Origin of the sequence: Microbispora rosea, from assembly GCF_044460045.1 — a bacterium.
In the GTDB taxonomy this organism is placed as follows: Bacteria; Actinomycetota; Actinomycetes; order Streptosporangiales; family Streptosporangiaceae; genus Microbispora; species Microbispora rosea.
Genome location: NZ_JBITJO010000007.1, coordinates 299,987 through 315,945, shown reverse-complemented (window position 1 = coordinate 315,945; position 15,959 = coordinate 299,987). Strand labels below are relative to the sequence as shown.

The window sequence follows — 15,959 nt, the reverse complement described above, 5'->3', positions numbered from 1 at the left end:
CGGCCGCCCTTCACCGGGCCGGCGGCACCCACGTCACCGCTGATCGACCACGCCGGCCAACAGCACGAGGTCGCTGGTGACAAGCGAGCGCCTTCCGGAGCGCCGGAAGGCGCTCGCAAGGCTCACGGCGCCAGGGCTTGGACCTCTAGAAGCCCGGTCGAGTAGCCGTCGTTGATCGCCGCCAGGCTCTCCCAGGAGGACACGTACGACGTCGGCACGAACGACACGTCGTCCGGGTCGTCGGGCGGCGCATAGGGGTACACGACGGATGGTGCATTGTCTAGCACACGGCCGACGCCCCGGGCGGCGGTAACTTCCGCAGGTCGGTCGCGGTGGACAAGCTCTACTTCAACGCCGACGGCACGATTCAGAAGGTGATCCAGACCGGGGGCGGCGGCACCGGAGGCGACAACAAGGCGCTGACCGCGACCGCCGGCCACGATCCGCGACTGAACGTGTCGCCGGCTTAAGCGCCGCCCGCCGCCGTGACACCGGCAGCCCCCGGCGCCTCCGGGATCGAGGTTCACTCCACTCCGGCGGGTCGTTGACACAGAAGCGCCCGTCCGGATATTTCCGGACGGGCGCTTTTGGCGGTGCTCAGTCGTTGAGGTGCTGGCGCAGGTACGACTCGACCTGGTCGAGCGCGACCCGCTGCTGGGCCATGGAGTCCCGCTCGCGGATCGTCACGGCCTGGTCCTCCAGGGTGTCGAAGTCAACCGTGATCGCGAACGGCGTGCCGATCTCGTCCTGCCGGCGGTAGCGGCGGCCGATGGCGCCCGCGTCGTCGAAGTCCACGTTCCACCGGCGGCGCAGCCGGGCCGCGAGGTCGCGGGCCTTCGGCGACAGGTCGGCGTTGCGCGACAGCGGCAGCACCGCGACCTTGACCGGGGCGAGACGGTGGTCGAGGCGCATCACGGTCCGCTCCTCCATCACGCCCTTGGCGTTGGGCGCCTCGTCGACCGTGTAGGCGTCCAGGAGGAAGGTCAGCGTCGCGCGGTCCACACCGGCCGCCGGCTCGATGACGTACGGCACGTAGCGCTCGCCCGACTCCTGCTCGAAGAACGACAGGTCGGTGCCGGACGCCTTGCCGTGCGCGGTGAGGTCGAAGTCGGTGCGGTTGGCGATGCCCTCCAGCTCGCCCCACTCGCCGCCGGCGAAGTTGAAGCGATACTCGATGTCCACGGTCCGCTTCGAGTAGTGGGACAGCTTCTCCTTCGGGTGCTCGTAGAGCCGGAGGTTGTCCTTGTTGATACCGAGGTCGACGTACCAGCGCAGGCGCTCGTCGATCCAGTACTGGTGCCACTCCTCGTCCGTGCCGGGCTTGACGAAGAACTCCATCTCCATCTGCTCGAACTCACGGGTGCGGAAGATGAAGTTGCCCGGGGTGATCTCGTTGCGGAACGACTTGCCGACCTGGCCGATGCCGAACGGGATCTTCCTGCGGGCCGACTGCTGGACGTTCAGGTAGTTGATGAAGATGCCCTGGGCGGTCTCCGGCCGCAGGTACGCCAGGCCCGACTCGTCCTCGACCGGGCCGAGGAACGTCTTCAGCAGGCCGCTGAACTGCTTGGGCTGGGTGAAGGCGCCCTTGTTGCCGCAGTTCGGGCAGGTGATGTCGGCCAGGCCGCCCGCCGGCTCGCCGCCGTGCTTGGCCTCGTACGCCTCGACGAGGTGGTCGGCGCGGTAGCGCTTGTGGCACGACTGGCACTCGGTGAGCGGATCGGTGAAGGTCTCGACGTGGCCGCTGGCCTGCCAGACCTCCCGGGCGAGGATGACGCAGGAGTCGAGGCCGACGACGTCGTCGCGGCCCTGCACCATGGTCTTCCACCACTCGCGCTTCACGTTGTTCTTGAGCTCGACACCGAGGGGGCCGTAGTCCCAGGACGCTCGCAGGCCTCCGTAGATCTCGCTCGACGGGAAGACGAGCCCGCGGCGTTTGGCGAGGCTGACGATCGTTTCCAAGACGTCGGTGCGACGTGCCATCAGTGGAACTCCATCCGGCTGGGTGTCGGCGTTGAGATCGGGGTCAGCGGTGCGATGCTCGCTGAAGCGGAGGGCCGGCCCGGCCGCCGTGTCGCGGCTGCGGGACATCCGGCCACCTGCCAGGATCCGTGCTCAAGCTTAGGGGAATCCGGCGCCCCCGCGCTCAAGCCTTGCCCACGGTCCCCGCGTTCGCCCCCTCGCCCGGCAGCGTGTAGACGCTCTCGAAGGCGCTGGGCTCGTTGATCATAAGGGTCATCAGGGGATACATCACCATGCGGGCTGCGGACAGGGCACGCCGGTAGTAGCCGGCGCCCTCCCACTCGCTGACCACGGCCCACAGGGCCGGCTCGTCCACCGACCTGCCGATCTGCCCGCGCAGGTATCCCGGCTGCGCGGCCAGCAGATCGAGGATGGCGCGCGCCTGAGCGGCGAACTCGTCGGCGCGGGCGCCCGGCACCGAATAACGGATCACGGCGAGCATGCCGCCCAGCATGCCACCCCGCGCGTACGCCCTGCCGGGGAGGGGGGCGGCCCGGGCGGGAGGAAGCAGCGCGGGCGACGCGACAGGGCCACGATCGGGCGGATGCGCACTAGGCTCGAACACGTGGGAAGCGAAACCGAACCGCCGCGCCGTCAGGTGCCGGCCCATCCTCTGGCGAGGAAACCTCCCGCCCAGGGGGACGCGGCGTCCCCGCGGGTGCGGCGGCCGCTGCCGCAGGGCGAGCAGTTCTTCACGCCCGGCGCCACCGGGCTCCGCGCGGAGATCGAGCGCAGGAGCGCCGCGCCGCTGGTCTTCCTGTTCCAGCAGCCCCGCTGGCTGGCCCCTCTGGTGATGGTGGCCCTGCTGATCGCCGGGCTGGTGGTGCCCGACTGGCGCGGCGGGGTGGCCGTGCTTCCGGTGCTCGCGTTCATCGCCTGGCTGGCCTACCTGTCCTGGCCCTCGCTGCGTCCGGTGGGCCGGTTGCTACGCGTGGCGGTCGCCACGTTCCTGGTCCTCCTCGCCGCCACCCGTTTCGGACTGATCTGACGCGAACCGGCCTAACCTGGTAGGTCGTAGGGCGAAGCCGTACACAGGAGTCCTGATGACGAAGAGCCGTGACGCCGTTCACGAGATCCTCCGGCAGAGCCGGGGGTTCCGCAGCGCGCAGGACGTGTTCGCCGAGATGCGCGCGGTCGGCGCGAAGATCGGCCTGACGACCGTCTACCGGGCGCTCCAGTCGCTCTCCGACGCCGGCCGGGTCGACGTCCTGCGCACCGACGAGGGCGAGTCGGTCTACCGGGCCTGTCAGACCGACTCGCACCACCATCACCTCGTGTGCCGGGAGTGCGGGCGCACGGTCGAGGTGGCCGGGCCGGACGTCGAACGCTGGGCCGAGGTCGTCGGGGCCGAGCACGGCTTCATCAACGTCACGCACACCGTGGAGGTCTTCGGCACCTGTGCCTCGTGCGCGGAGGCGGCGTCGCGCGCGGAGGCGGCCGGAAAGGGCTGACCCCGCCCCGCGCGGTCCTTACGAGAGGTACGCTGCGGGCGCCGCGACAAGGACACGATCCAGCCCGCCGCGACAAGAGGGAGATGGCGTGCCGTTCAGCCATGACATGGTGTACTCGCTGGCGACGGTGGTGGACCTCATCAACACCGGCGCCGGCGACAGCGACGGGCTGGCCGAGGTCGGCGACCTCGAGGAGTTCGTCCGCAGGCGAGAGGTCAGCGGGGTCGAGGTGGTGAGCCCGCGGGACCTCGCCGAGGTCCGTGCCCTGCGCGAGGAGTTCCACGCGGTGTTCACCGCGCCGGACCAGCCGACGGCGGTCGGCCTGCTCAACACCCTGCTGCAGCGCACCCGCATCACCCCGCACCTCGCGGAGCACGACGGCCATCCTCTCCACGTCCACTACTTCGCGCCGGGCTCGTCGGTCGCCGAGCACCTCGCCGCCGACTGCGGCGTCGCGCTCGCCCACGTGCTGGTGGAGAACGAGCGGGACCGCCTGCGCACGTGCGCGGCGCCCGACTGCTCCCACGTCTTCGTCGACGAGTCGAGGAACCGCTCCCGGGTCTACTGCGACAGCCGCACCTGCGGAAACCGCATGCACGTCGCCGCGTACCGGGCCCGCCGCCGCGACGCCTCCTGACGCCGGGCCCGCAGCCGGGCCGTGTTCCGGGCCGTGTTCCGTGCCGTGTCCCGGTGGCGTGCCGACGCCCGTCGGTGGCGGGCGTGTCAGTGGCGCGCGGCGCCGGAGTTCTGGGCCGTCTCGTTCGGAACGGCCCCGCCGTACCTGCGGTCGCGCTTGGCGTAGATCTCGCACGCCTGCCACAGGTCGCGCCGGTCGAAGTCGGGCCACAGCTGGTTGAGGAACACCATCTCGGCGTACGCGGACTGCCAGAGCAGGAAGTTCGAGGTGCGCTGCTCGCCGGACGAGCGCAGGAACAGGTCCACGTCCGGGATCTCCGGCTCGTCCAGATAGCGGGCGAAGGTCTTCTCCGAGACCTTGTCGGCCTTGACCCGGCCCGCGGCGATGTCGCGGGCGAGCCGCACGGCGGCGTCCACGATCTCCGCGCGGCCGCCGTAGTTCACGCAGAACTGGAGGGTCAGCGTGCTGTTGCCGACCGTCATCCGCTCGGCGTCCTCCAGCTCCTTGATCACGCTCTTCCAGAGCCGCCCGGGACGCCCGGCCCAGCGGACCCGCACGCCCATCGCGTTGAGCTGGTCGCGGCGCCGGCGGATGACGTCGCGGTTGAACCCCATGAGGAAGCGCACCTCGTCAGGCGAGCGCCTCCAGTTCTCGGTGGAGAAGGCGTACGCCGACAGGTAGGGGATGCCGATCTCGATGGCGCCCTCGATGACGTCGAACAGCGACGCCTCGCCCATCTTGTGCCCCTCGGTCCTGGGCAGCCCGCGCGTCTTGGCCCATCGGCCGTTGCCGTCCATGACGATCGCCACGTGTCGCGGCAGCAGGTCGCGCGGGATGGCGGGCGGGGTGGCACCGGACGGATGCGGAGTGGGAGGACGGACCATGTACCGAGGGTATTGCGTCCTGGCCGGTCCTCAGGCTCGCGAGACGTGCGGATCCGGTGCGGATCCCGTGCGGATCCTGTGCGTTCCCCGCGCGACGCCGACGCCCCCGGTCACGGCCCCCGGACCAGGTGAGGGCCGGTCAGATGATCCTCGCTTCGCCTGCCGTCAGCTGGCCCGGCCACTCCCGTTCCACGTGACGCAGCGAACGGATGCCGTGCTCCAGGTGCCACTGCAGGTAGGCGGCGACCAGGCCGCTGCACTCGGTGCGGTGCCGAGCCTCGGAGGCGTCGGCGGCCGCCCAGTCGCCGCGCAGCAGGGCGATCATCAGCGCGATCGTCTCCGCGGCGGGCACCGCGGCGCCGGCCGGGCGGCACGCGCTGCACACCACGCCGCCGGAGACGATCGCGAAGGCGCGCACGGCCTCCGCGCCGCACCGCGCGCACTCCGACAAGGCGGGGGCGTAGCCCGCGACGGCCAGCGAGCGCAGGAAGAACGCGTCGAGCACCAGCCGGGCCTCGTGGCCGCCCTCGGCGAGCGTGCGCAGTCCGCCGACCAGCAGCAGGAACTGGCGCAGCGCCGGCTCCTTCTCCCCCACGGTCAGCCGGTCGGCCGTCTCCAGCATCGCGGTCCCCGCGGTGTACCTGGCGTAGTCGGCCACGATCGGCTCGCCGTACGGATGCAGGGTCTCGACCTGGGTGATCACGTCGAGCGACCTGCCGCTGTGGAGTTGCAGGTCGACGTGGGAGAACGGCTCAAGCCGCGCGCCGAAGCGCGACATGGTCCTGCGTACGCCCTTGGCCACGCCGCGGACCTTGCCGGTGCGCCGGGTGAGGATGGTGATGATGCGGTCGGCCTCACCCAGCTTCTGGGTGCGCAGCACGACGCCCTCGTCCCGGTAGAGGCTCACCCCGCCATCGTATGGGTGGGCGCGGGCGCCCGCCCCGCCAGACGGGTATTCGCCCCATTGAGGCGCATGAATGGTGAAAATTCGGTAATGATCCGGCGACGATGCCCGGAGGCGAACCCGCCCCAAGCTGTACATCTAGGGACCGTACGGTAAACCTGGGGTGCATCGGTTCAACCGAAAGGTCACTAAGCTTTGGCTTCCGGCGGACTTCCCCGCGCCGGTCAAGCCTGAGGGCCTGATCTCCCCCCGTTGCGTGAAAGGTTGCCATGACCCGCGTGGTCCTGCTGGGCGCCCCGCCCGGCCCGATCAGTCCCCCGCCGCTCGGCGGTCAGCCCGCCCTGCCCGCGGACATCACGCTGAAATCGCTGCCCGGGGCCCCCTCCGCGTACGACAGGCTGCTCGCGCAGGCCACCGCGCTTGACCCCGAGCCGACGACGATCGCCCGCCCGCGGGACGCCGCCGCCTACCGCAGGCCGTCCGGCCGGGTGGTGGAAAGCCCCGACGTCGCCGGCGACCTGCGCGCGCTGGCCGACGCGGTCGAGAACGCCGAAGAGAACCTGCTGATCCTGCCGGCCGACTCGCTGGTGCACGACGAGCTGATCTACCAGATCACCAAGGCCAAGCGGGGGGCCATCGCACTGGTCGTCCGCCAGCAGCGCGAGGAGCTGGACGAGAACGCGCCGCCGGCGGAGGAGACGGAGGAGGTGCCGATCGAGGAGGCGGAGCCCGAGATCGGCGACAAGGTCATCGAGGGGCTGCCCCAGCGCACCCGCATCGGCCGGAGCCGGATCGTCTCGGTCGGCACCGCCTATCACGCGGTGACCCGGCCGAACGCCGCACTGCTCGGGCCGCTCCACCTCCACCAGCGGCACCTGCAGACCCTCGCCGAGGTCGCCCGCGAGCTCGCGGACATGGCCCACCTGTTCGGCCCCGAGGACGACGTGACCGAGCTTCTCGTGCTCGGCCTGGTCCGGCGCGGCGTGTCGGTGGGCCGGCGGGGCCGGCGCGACCTGTTCTTCCGCCGCGTCCGCAGCCAGGCCGACGCCGACGAGGCGCTGGCGGAGATGGCGGACTACAACGAGGACCGGGCCCGGCTGAACAACGCCGTGAAGGGCGCCGACGGCTTCTTCACCACGTTCTTCGTCAGCACCTACTCGCGTTTCATCGCCCGCTGGGCGGCCCGCCGGGGGCTCACGCCCAACCAGGTGACGCTGATCTCGATCGCCCTCGGCCTGCTGTCGGCCGGCGCGTTCGCCACCGGCACCCGCTGGGGGGCGGTGGCCGGCGGGGTGCTCATCTACTTCGCGTTCGTCTTCGACTGCGTCGACGGCCAGGTCGCCCGCTACGCGCGCAAGTTCGGCGTGCTCGGCGCCTGGCTGGACGCCACCTTCGACCGGTTCAAGGAGTACGCCGTCTTCGTCGGCCTCGCGGTCGGCGCGACGGTGTCCGGGCAGTTCGGCGACGGCGAGGGCGTCTGGACGCTGGCGCTGGTCGCGCTGGCCCTCCAGTCGGTCAAGCACCTGCTGGACTTCTCGTTCGGTGCGGCCAACCGGCGCAAGGCGCCCGTGCCGCTGCCCACGCTGGACCTGACGGTCGCCGACGACCGGCCGCTGCGGGAGGCGCTGGAGGAGCGCCGGGCGAGCCGGAGCACCGGCGTGCGCGGGCTGCTGAAGCTCTGGACCAAGGCCGGCAAGTTCCGTCCGGTCCACTGGGCCCGCAAGATGATCGTGTTCCCCATCGGCGAGCGTTTCGCCGCGATCGCGATCACCGCCGCGTTCTTCAACCCCCGGGTGACGTTCCTCACGCTGATCGTCTGGGGCGGCGTCGCGGCCACCTACACCCTCACCGGACGTCTCCTGAGGTCGCTCGCATGATCACTCAGCCGCAGGCCACCACGCCGCTTCCCGACCCGGACGAGGAGCGCCGCCGCGTCCAGACCGCGCGCCTGCTCGCCTACCGCGACGACGGCCCGCTCGCCACCGCGCTGAAGGGCTCCCTGGGCCGGCTGCTGCCGCCCGTGCCCGCGACCGTGGTGGCACTGATCGCGATCGTGGCGCTGACCGTCGCCGGCGCCCTCACCGACGGCCCGATCCTGATCGTGCCCGTCGCCGTGCTGCTCGTGCTGGTCCTGCCCACCGCCGGCCGCGACCACCTGGGCCGTTTCGACTGGCTCACTCCCCCGCTGCTGCGTGCGGCCGAGTTCATGACGATCATCGTGCTCGGGCTGGCCGAGGACACGCCCAAGTGGCTGCTGTTCGTCCTGCTCTACACGATCGGCTACCACACGTACGACACCGTCTACCGCACCCGGCAGGGCATCTGGCCCCCCGCCTGGCTCTACCAGGCCGGTCTGGGCTGGGAGGTCCGCCTGCTGGTCCTGGGCGTGGCCGCCGCCGCCGGATGGCTGACCCCCGTGGCGGCCGTCCTCACGGCGTACCTGCTCGTGCTGTTCGCGATCGAGAGCATCACGAGCTGGGTCCGGCTGGACAAGGCCTCCGCGCAGGCCCAGGCCGACCAGGACCTGGAGCAGTCGCCCGAGGAGGCCGCCGAGCAGGTCACCGGCGAGGCCGAGCAGGGCTGACTTGTCCGTCCCCGAAGCCCGGCGAGGCCGGCGGGGACCCGTGGCGACCGTCGGGCCGCCGCCGGCATTCGGTGCCGGCGGCGGCCCGGCCGGTTTCCGGGGGGATGTCGCTCAGGAGGCGGGCGAGGCGTCGAAGAGCGCCCAGACCACCTTGCCGCCGCCGCGGGTGAGGATCCATCCCCACGCCGCGGTCAGCGCCTCGACCAGATGCAGCCCCCGGCCCGACTCCGACAGGTCGCTCCAGGGGGAGACCGCGGGCACCCGCGCACTGGCGTCGCTCACGCCGCAGCCGATATGAAACCGGTGCCTCACCAGCCTCAGCCGGATCGGCGGGACGTCCGCGGGGTCGCCGGGAGCGTGCCGCAGCGCGTTCGTCACCAACTCCGACACCACGATCTGCGCGTCCGGCACGAGGCCGGCCAAACCCCAGCCGCACAACGTCCTGGCGGTGAAATCACGTGCGGCGGCGGCGGACGTGGTGCGCCCGTGAAAGGTGCACGTCGCAGAAGGAGGCAGGGACAAGCCGGCGACGTCGTCCCGCTCGAACATCGAGGTCAACCACGGAGGCGCTGTCGCGGCTCCCGGGCCCGCCAGGTCTGCTGTCATCGCCGATCCCTCAGGTCTCAGCATTACATGATGTGAATTTCCCTGCCGTCGTGTATCTTGCCCTGTGCCTTGCGGATGCAAGCACGCGTGCACGTGCAAATGTCACGCGTCCCCCGACTTCCGTGGTAGTTCCCAGAAAAGACGGCCTGGCCCGGGTCCGGTAGGATGATCAACCCGTTTGGTTTACCAGGAATTCTTCCGGGAGCGCCGCCGATGGAGCGATCGTGAACGCACAGGCGGGCAGCACCGCCCCCGCACTGGCCGGGACCGCCCGCGGCGGCCCGACGGCCCTGCGGCTTCTGCTCGGGGCCCAGCTCAGGCGGCTGCGCCGGGAGAGCGGCATCACGCCGGAAAAGGCGGCCCGTGCCATCCGCGGGTCGCACGCCAAGATCAGCAGGCTCGAGCTCGGCCGGGTCGGCTTCAAGGAGCGGGACGTCGCCGACCTGCTCACCCTCTACGGCATCACCGACGCCGACGACCGGGCCGTGCTACTTGACCTGGCGCGGCAGGCGAACATCCCCGGCTGGTGGCACAAGTACAGCGACGTGCTGCCGGGCTGGTTCGAGTTCTACGTCGGGCTGGAGGAGGCGGCGTCCGTCATCCGCTGCTACGAGCTGCAGTTCGTGCCCACGCTGCTGCAGACGCCCGAGTACGCGCGGGCCCTTGTCCTGAGGAGCAACACGGGGCGGTCCGCCGACGACGCCGACCGGCGCGTGGACCTGCGGATGCGCCGGCAGGAGCGGCTGGCCGGGCCCGAGGCGGCGACCCTGTGGGCCGTGATGGACGAGGGGGCGCTGCGCCGCCCGATCGGCGGCAGGAAGGTGATGCGGGCCCAGCTGGAACACCTCATCGAGGTGACGAGGCAGCCCAACATCACGCTGCAGATCGTGCCGTTCGACCACGGCGGGCACGCCGCGTGCGGAGGGCCTTTCACGATCCTGCGCTTCGACGCGCCGGAACTGCCCGACGTCGTCTACCTGGAGCAGCTCACCAGCGCCCTCTACCTGGACAAGTCCGAGGACACAGAGGCGTACACGCAGGTGATGAACGCGTTGTGCGTGGACGCCCGGCCTGCCACGCAGACCGGCGCGTTCCTGGAGGAGCTGCTCGCCGACCTCGGGTGAGCTATCTCCTGGAGAAGAACGCCTGGCAGGTCTCGGCGAAGGCGACCGCCCGGGCGGTGGGCCGCACACCGCGCACCGAGGCGAGCACGACGTCGAGCGCGGGCACGTCGTCGCTGATCGGGACGCACGCGACCCGGCCGCCGTCGTAGGTCTGGTCGTTGTCGGCCCGCTGGTTGAGTATCGAGTAGCCGTGCCCGCCCGCCACCAGCGAGCGGGCCGTCTCGTAGCTCGACGTGCGGAACCGGACGCGCGGCTCGGTCGGGTAGATGGCCCGGAAGTAGTCGCGGCTGCGCGGCAGGTCCAGCAGGATCATCGGCTCGGCCGCCAGGTCCGTCAGCGACACCGTCTCCGCCCGGGCCAGGGGGTGCTCCGGCGGCAGCAACGCGTACGGCCTGGCCCGGGTGAGCGTCCGGATGTCGAGGTCGAGGGCGAGATCGATGGCGTAGACGAGGGCGACCTCGCACCGCCCGTCGAGCAGCGCCGACTCCATGGCGGAGATCTCGCCCTCCGCGACGCTGACCCGCACCCCGGGGTACTTCTCGGCGAACTCGCGCAGCAGCCGGGACAGGTAGAACGGCGCGAGCGTGGTCAGGCAGCCGACGGCGAGCTCACCGGTCAGCGATCCCGCGAGGCCGCGCGCCGACTGGGCGAGCGCCGCGGCGTGGGACAGGAACTCCCTGGCCTCGACGAGGAAGCGCTCGCCCGCGCGGGTCAGCGACAGGCCGCGGGCGTGGTGGCGGATCAGGAGCTGGACCCCCAGCTCCCGCTCCACCTGCGCGATGGCGGCCGAGATCGCCGACTGCGCCACCATGAGTTCTCTGCTGGCCGCGGTCATGCTGCCGAGCTCGGCCGCGGTTACGAAGTAACGCAGCTGGACGAGGGTGAAGTTGACGTCCGCCACGCCACCCATTGTGACCGTCTCCGTGCCCGGCGGCGCCCGCAAACCGGTATCAACTTCGAATGCCTTTTCCTACCCCTGATCAGGCGTTTTCCCTCTGGAAACGCCTGGTGCCCAAGGTAACGCCCAGGACGGCGAAGGCCAGGGACACGACTACGCCCCACACCAGGGCCGACGACGCGTAAGAACCGGCGAAAAGCGCGCGCAGCCCCTCGACCGCGTACCGGAACGGCGTGAGCCGCGACACCACGTCGAGCCAGGCGGGCGCGAGCGACATCGGCAGCAGCGCGCCCGACAGCAGCATCAGCGGGACGACCAGGGTTGACATCACGGGCGCGAACAGCTCCTGCCGCAGCGTCAGCGCCGCCGTGTAGGACAGCGACGCCATGCCGACCGACAGCACGGTGGTCAGCAGCAGCGCCCCCAGCACTCCCGCGATCGGCGCCCGCAGGCCCAGCGCGTAGCCGGCCACGATGATCGCCGCCGCCTGGACCAGCAGCACGACGCTGTCCCTGAGCACCCGGCCGAGCAGCAGCGTCACCCGGCTCACCGGCGTGACCCGCAGCCGTTCGAGCACGCCGAACCGCTGGTCGAAGACGATGGTGAAGCCCGCCATCCCCGCGCTCGTCAGCCCGAGCTGCACCAGCAGTCCCGGCACGAGGACGGCCCACGAGCCCACGCCGCTGCGGTCGAACAGCGGGCCGAACAGCACGAGGTAGAGGAACGGCTGCAGGGCGCTGAAGACCAGGCTGAACTTGTTGGTGAAGGAGACGCGCAGGTAGTGCCCGGTCAGGACGGCGAGGGCGGTCACGCGGCGGCCCCCTCGCGCAGCTCGCGGCCGGTGACGGCGAGGAAGACGTCGTCGAGCGTGCGCGCGCCGTGCTCGGTCTTCAGCTCGTCCGGGGTGCCCGCGGCGACGATCCGGCCGTGGTCGATGATCAGTACGCGGTCGCAGAGCGCGTCGGCCTCCTCCAGGTAGTGGGTGGTGAGGAAGACGGTCAGGCCGTCCCGTTCGCGCAGCCGGCGCACGTGGTCCCACAGGTTGGCGCGGCTCTGCGGGTCGAGCCCGGTCGTGGGCTCGTCGAGGAAGAGCAGCTCGGGCCGGTGGAGCAGGCCCATCGCGATGTCCAGCCGGCGCTTCTGGCCGCCCGACATCGTGACCGTCGTACGGTCCTCGACCCCGGGCAGGTCCAGCTCGGCGAGCAGGGTGGCCACCCGTTCGCGGGCCTGCTCCCTGTTCAGGCCGTACAGGCGGGCCTGGAGCACGAGCTCCTCCCCCACCGGGGAGAACGGCGCGAACGCACCGCCCTGGGCGACGTAGCCGATGCGGCGCCGTACGGCCGCGGGGTCGGCGAACAGGTCGGCGCCCGCGACGGCGGCGGCGCCGGACGTGGGGCGCAGCAGCGTGGTGAGCATGCGCAGCGTGGTGGTCTTGCCCGCGCCGTTCGGTCCGAGGAAGCCGACGATCTCCCCCGGGGAGACGTCGAGATCGATCCCCCGGACGGCCTCGACCGGGCCGAAGGTCTTGGTGAGCCCTCTGGCGTGAATCATGTCCGGTAGAGTAACACCAAATTTGGAGTCACTTAAAGATTGTGCTCGCCCTTACAATCGGAGCGTGGAAGAGGGCCTGCGGGAGCGGAAGAAGCGGGAGACCCGGCAGCGCATCGCCGACATCGCGATGGGGCTGTTCCTGCAACGGGGGTTCGACAACGTCACGGTGGCCGAGGTGGCCAGAGCGGCCGACGTGTCGGTCAACACGGTGTTCAACTACTTCCGGACAAAAGAGGACATGTTCCTCGACCGTAGCGAGGAGACCGAGGATCTGCTGGCCCGGGCCGTACGCGAGCGCCGCGCGGGCGAGACGGCGGCCGAGGCGGTGCGGCGCGACTTCTTCGAGGCACTCGACGCCGGTGACTGGCGTTACGGGATGAGCGAGGGCGCCGACGTGTTCGCGCAGCGGGTCAGGGAGAGCCCGGCGCTGCAGTCACGGGTGCGCATGCTCGACGTCCACCGCGAGGAGCGGCTGGCCCGGACGCTCGCCGACGAGACCGACGCCGACCCCGACGACCTGACCCCCCGGCTGGTGTCGGCGCAGATCTGCGCCGTCGTCCGCGCGCTGACCCGCCATTTCGCGATGCGGCAGATGGCCGGTGAGCCCGCGGCGCTGATCAGGACGGACATCAGAAAGCACGCTGAGCGCGCCTTCGACCTGCTGGAGCACGGGATCGGCGGCTACTGCCCCCGGCCCGAGCCGGAGACGCCGGGCCTCCCGCACTCCGGCGAGCGCCCCACAGCGGCGCCTCGGTGACGCGGGCCCTGGGACAAACTTCGAAGACGGCGGCGCCCGGGAAGAAACGGGCAGGCTGGTATCACCAGGAGAGACGCGACCCCGGCCGGGCCGTCGTGAGAGTCAGGAGAGACCGGTGAGCATCGTCCTACCCGAGGACCCGTTCCACCGCAGGCTGCACCACGTGGTGCCCGCCGGCCTGACCTCGGAGACCGCGCAGACCGGCGGCATGCACCGGCGGGCCGCCATCAGCGGCGGGTCCGTGGGGTCGAGCCGGTTGTGGATGGGCCAGACCCACGTGGCTCCGGCGACCGCCTCCGCCAACCACCACCACGGCGACTCGGAGACCGCGATCTACGTGGTCAGCGGCACGCCGTCGTTCGTGTTCCTCGACGTGGACGCCGAGGAGCCGCACGAGGTGCGCATCAACACCAAGCCGGGCGACTACATCTTCGTGCCGCCGTTCGTGCCGCACCGGGAGGAGAACCCCGACCCCGATCTCGAGGCCGTCGTGGTCATCGCCCGCAGCACGCAGGAGGCGATCGTGGTCAACCTGCCCGAGCTCAAGTGGACCGGCCCGGTCCGGACGACGGCCTGACCAAGGAGGCCGTCGGGTGAACCGGCCAGGCCGCGCCTGATCCTGGCCGCCGCCATCCGTCCTTGCCCTGCCGGTCCTCACGGCTCGTCAGGGTTCCGGCGCATCGCCTCCCGCCAGGCGGCGAGCGCTCCACACCAGCCCCTCGGTGACGCGGGCCTGCGACAGGCCCAGGGTGTGCCGCTGGAACTGGTAGACCTCGGGCGCGAGCGGCGCCAGCACGGCGTCCGCCTTCCCCTCGGGATCCGGCACTCGCGCCTCGGCCAGCAGCATGCGCACGTGCGCGCGCCAGAAGCGGTAGGCGCCGGTGCCGAACCGCGCGCTCCCCGTCTCGGCCCCCAGCACGAGGTGCAGGTGACGCTCCAGCAGATCGGTCATGGCGATGTAGAACGCGGCGAGCCGATCGGCGGGTGAGGCCCCCGGGCCGAGCGGCGGCGGGCCGTTCAGGATGTGTCCCTGCACCTGCCGCTCGTGCTCGTCCAGGAGTGCCGTCGCGATCGAGGCGGGGTCCGGATAGCGCCGGTAGAGCGTGGCCCGCCCCACCCCCGCGGCCTTGGCGATCTCGTCCATGGTGACGTGCCGGGCGTCCCTGGTCGCGAAGAGCTGTTCGGCCGCCTTGAGCACGCGCATGCGGTTGCGCGCGGCGTCCGCCCGCTCCCGCACAGGCGCCGGGGGGCCCGGTTCGAGGTCGAGCACGGGCAGCTCCCGGCCGGCACCGGCAGGCATGGTCCCCTCCGACGGAACGCGGCCGTTCCTCCGGTTCCCGCCGGGATCCATAAACCCGTTGTTCATGACGCCATGGTAGCCCCCCGGTCGAACTATGTGGACATCGCGTCCACTTTGTCTTACGCTCATCCGGACACCATGTCCGGTTCTCATCCGGCTGCTCGGAAATCCGGTTCTCTAGAAGAGGGATCGCGATGCATGCCCTGTTCCTCGCCTCGGCGCTGCTGGTCGGCTGCTTACTGGCAGTGCAAGCCTCGGTGAATCTCCAGCTCAACAAGGCCGTGGGGACGCCGTACGGCGCCTCGACCCTGCAACTGGGCGTGGCGACGGCCCTGCTGGCGCTCCTCGCGGCCGCCGTCGGAGCCATCGGCGCGGTCCGTCTCGCGCCCGGCGTGCCCTTCTGGCACCTGCTCGGAGGCCTGGCCAGCCCGCTCTACATCACCAGCGGGATCCTGCTCTTCCCCCGCCTCGGCGCGCTGGCCGCGGCGGGCCTGTTCGTGACCGGCCAGATGTTCGCGTCGCTGGGGCTCGACCTGTTCGGCCTGTTCGGCATCACGCGCAAGCCGCTCAGCGTCGGCATCGCGCTCGGCGCGCTCGCGGTCCTCGCCGGCATCACGGTCATCATCCGGGGACAGCGCCCGGCGCAGACGCCGCCCGCGGCGGGACCGGCGCCCGGCGGCGGGGCCGGCGCTCCCGTCCGTGGCGGGACGGCCACCGCCACCGCACCGGCCGCGACGGCGACGGCGGCCGCACCCCGGACCCGCGGCCTCGGCCAGAGCGGCTGGATCCTGCTGGGCATCGTGGCCGGTGCGGTCCTGCCGGTGCAGGGAGCGGTCAACGCCGAGCTGCGCAAGGACATCCACGAGCCGGTGACCACCGCGATGATCAGCTTCATCGTGGCCACGATCACCATCGCCGTGGTGCTGCTCGTCCTGCTGGCGACGCGCCGCACCCCCCGGCCGCAGCTCGGCGGGCTGCGCACGATGCCCTGGTGGGGCTGGCTCGGCGGCGCCTGCGCCGCGGCGTACGTCACCGCGACCTTCACGCTCATCCCCACGATCGGCGCCGCCACCACCGTGGCGCTGACCGTGACCGGCCAGCAGGTCGCCTCGGCCGTGATCGACAACTACGGCTTCCTGCGGCTGCCCCGGCGCCCGCTCACGGCGCCGCGCCTGTCCGGTCTCGCCCTGCTCATCGTCGGCTCGGTGCTGGTCCAGCTCACCTGAGTCAGCTCACCCGCA

At 71.4% G+C, this 15,959-nt stretch carries 20 protein-coding genes; 10 read left to right on the top strand and 10 right to left on the bottom strand.

From position 1 onward, the window contains the following. Positions 1-122: 122 nt before the first annotated feature. A complete protein-coding gene (locus ACIBK1_RS28960) occupies positions 123-263 on the bottom strand; it encodes a hypothetical protein (RefSeq protein ID WP_357317748.1) in 141 nt (46 codons plus the stop codon). Positions 264-332: 69 nt separating this feature from the next. Between ACIBK1_RS28960 and ACIBK1_RS28955 the strand changes: the two genes are divergently transcribed. Next, a complete protein-coding gene (locus ACIBK1_RS28955; protein WP_396738854.1) occupies positions 333-470 on the top strand; it encodes a hypothetical protein in 138 nt (45 codons plus the stop codon). Between the two features lie 127 nt (positions 471-597). On the opposite strand, the gene ACIBK1_RS28950 is transcribed toward ACIBK1_RS28955, so the two are convergent. Further along, the gene (locus ACIBK1_RS28950) at positions 598-1,983 is read right to left on the bottom strand and encodes a glycine--tRNA ligase (RefSeq protein ID WP_030506239.1); all 1,386 of its coding nucleotides are present in this window, start codon (positions 1,981-1,983) and stop codon (positions 598-600) included. 163 nt (positions 1,984-2,146) lie between these two features. After that, complete coding sequence (locus tag ACIBK1_RS28945; RefSeq protein WP_331281156.1) at positions 2,147-2,587, bottom strand: antibiotic biosynthesis monooxygenase family protein; 441 nt, start codon at positions 2,585-2,587, stop codon at positions 2,147-2,149. On the opposite strand from ACIBK1_RS28945, the gene ACIBK1_RS28940 reads away from it, so the two are divergent. The 3 genes from ACIBK1_RS28940 to ACIBK1_RS28930 all read left to right on the top strand — a co-directional run bounded on the left by ACIBK1_RS28940 (position 2,588) and on the right by ACIBK1_RS28930 (position 4,110). Beyond that, on the top strand, positions 2,588-3,010 hold the full coding sequence (locus tag ACIBK1_RS28940) for a DUF6703 family protein (RefSeq protein WP_030506241.1): 423 nt from the start codon (positions 2,588-2,590) through the stop codon (positions 3,008-3,010). Between the two features lie 55 nt (positions 3,011-3,065). Beyond that, the gene (locus ACIBK1_RS28935; RefSeq protein WP_396738852.1) at positions 3,066-3,473 is read left to right on the top strand and encodes a Fur family transcriptional regulator; all 408 of its coding nucleotides are present in this window, start codon (positions 3,066-3,068) and stop codon (positions 3,471-3,473) included. An 88-nt stretch (positions 3,474-3,561) separates the two neighbouring features. Further along, the gene (locus tag ACIBK1_RS28930) at positions 3,562-4,110 is read left to right on the top strand and encodes a CGNR zinc finger domain-containing protein (protein ID WP_143734469.1); all 549 of its coding nucleotides are present in this window, start codon (positions 3,562-3,564) and stop codon (positions 4,108-4,110) included. Between the two features lie 86 nt (positions 4,111-4,196). On the opposite strand, the gene ACIBK1_RS28925 is transcribed toward ACIBK1_RS28930, so the two are convergent. Both ACIBK1_RS28925 and recO read right to left on the bottom strand, forming a co-directional pair. Next, positions 4,197-4,994 carry an isoprenyl transferase gene (locus ACIBK1_RS28925; protein WP_030506244.1) on the bottom strand — a complete coding sequence of 266 codons (798 nt, stop codon included), beginning with the start codon at positions 4,992-4,994 and terminating at the stop codon, positions 4,197-4,199. Positions 4,995-5,133: 139 nt separating this feature from the next. Then, positions 5,134-5,901: a DNA repair protein RecO gene (gene recO, locus ACIBK1_RS28920; RefSeq protein WP_396738849.1), complete on the bottom strand. Its 768-nt coding sequence runs from the start codon at positions 5,899-5,901 to the stop codon at positions 5,134-5,136. A gap of 266 nt (positions 5,902-6,167) precedes the next feature. Between recO and ACIBK1_RS28915 the strand changes: the two genes are divergently transcribed. Both ACIBK1_RS28915 and ACIBK1_RS28910 read left to right on the top strand, forming a co-directional pair. Further along, positions 6,168-7,775 carry a CDP-alcohol phosphatidyltransferase family protein gene (locus tag ACIBK1_RS28915; RefSeq protein WP_357321874.1) on the top strand — a complete coding sequence of 536 codons (1,608 nt, stop codon included), beginning with the start codon at positions 6,168-6,170 and terminating at the stop codon, positions 7,773-7,775. Beyond that, positions 7,772-8,482, top strand: coding sequence for a DUF5941 domain-containing protein (locus ACIBK1_RS28910; protein WP_030506247.1), 711 nt, complete (start codon positions 7,772-7,774; stop codon positions 8,480-8,482). The genes ACIBK1_RS28915 and ACIBK1_RS28910 overlap by 4 nt, the downstream gene beginning before the upstream one ends. Positions 8,483-8,593: 111 nt before the next feature. Here the strand turns inward: ACIBK1_RS28910 and ACIBK1_RS28905 are convergent, their stop codons facing one another. Next, the gene (locus ACIBK1_RS28905; protein ID WP_396738846.1) at positions 8,594-9,088 is read right to left on the bottom strand and encodes an ATP-binding protein; all 495 of its coding nucleotides are present in this window, start codon (positions 9,086-9,088) and stop codon (positions 8,594-8,596) included. 224 nt (positions 9,089-9,312) lie between these two features. On the opposite strand from ACIBK1_RS28905, the gene ACIBK1_RS28900 reads away from it, so the two are divergent. Next, the gene (locus ACIBK1_RS28900; protein WP_363400352.1) at positions 9,313-10,212 is read left to right on the top strand and encodes a helix-turn-helix domain-containing protein; all 900 of its coding nucleotides are present in this window, start codon (positions 9,313-9,315) and stop codon (positions 10,210-10,212) included. Between the two features lies 1 nt (position 10,213). Here ACIBK1_RS28900 and ACIBK1_RS28895 read toward each other — a convergent pair whose 3' ends face one another. The 3 genes from ACIBK1_RS28895 to ACIBK1_RS28885 all read right to left on the bottom strand — a co-directional run bounded on the left by ACIBK1_RS28895 (position 10,214) and on the right by ACIBK1_RS28885 (position 12,661). Then, the gene (locus tag ACIBK1_RS28895; protein WP_030506250.1) at positions 10,214-11,122 is read right to left on the bottom strand and encodes a LysR substrate-binding domain-containing protein; all 909 of its coding nucleotides are present in this window, start codon (positions 11,120-11,122) and stop codon (positions 10,214-10,216) included. Positions 11,123-11,192: 70 nt separating this feature from the next. Beyond that, the gene (locus ACIBK1_RS28890) at positions 11,193-11,921 is read right to left on the bottom strand and encodes an ABC transporter permease (RefSeq protein ID WP_396738844.1); all 729 of its coding nucleotides are present in this window, start codon (positions 11,919-11,921) and stop codon (positions 11,193-11,195) included. After that, complete coding sequence (locus ACIBK1_RS28885) at positions 11,918-12,661, bottom strand: ABC transporter ATP-binding protein (RefSeq protein ID WP_076437890.1); 744 nt, start codon at positions 12,659-12,661, stop codon at positions 11,918-11,920. Before ACIBK1_RS28885 ends, ACIBK1_RS28890 begins: the two co-directional genes overlap by 4 nt. Before the next feature lie 64 nt (positions 12,662-12,725). Here ACIBK1_RS28885 and ACIBK1_RS28880 point away from each other — a divergent pair, with 64 nt between their 5' ends. Then, positions 12,726-13,418 carry a TetR/AcrR family transcriptional regulator gene (locus tag ACIBK1_RS28880; RefSeq protein WP_051761327.1) on the top strand — a complete coding sequence of 231 codons (693 nt, stop codon included), beginning with the start codon at positions 12,726-12,728 and terminating at the stop codon, positions 13,416-13,418. A 115-nt stretch (positions 13,419-13,533) separates the two neighbouring features. Beyond that, a complete protein-coding gene (locus ACIBK1_RS28875) occupies positions 13,534-13,995 on the top strand; it encodes a cupin domain-containing protein (RefSeq protein WP_396738841.1) in 462 nt (153 codons plus the stop codon). 87 nt (positions 13,996-14,082) lie between these two features. Here the strand turns inward: ACIBK1_RS28875 and ACIBK1_RS28870 are convergent, their stop codons facing one another. Continuing rightward, positions 14,083-14,718 (bottom strand): TetR/AcrR family transcriptional regulator, encoded by a 636-nt coding sequence (locus ACIBK1_RS28870; RefSeq protein WP_363420399.1) that lies wholly within the window; start codon positions 14,716-14,718, stop codon positions 14,083-14,085. A gap of 194 nt (positions 14,719-14,912) precedes the next feature. Here ACIBK1_RS28870 and ACIBK1_RS28865 point away from each other — a divergent pair, with 194 nt between their 5' ends. Then, on the top strand, positions 14,913-15,944 hold the full coding sequence (locus ACIBK1_RS28865; protein ID WP_076437884.1) for a DMT family transporter: 1,032 nt from the start codon (positions 14,913-14,915) through the stop codon (positions 15,942-15,944). Positions 15,945-15,959: the final 15 nt, after the last annotated feature.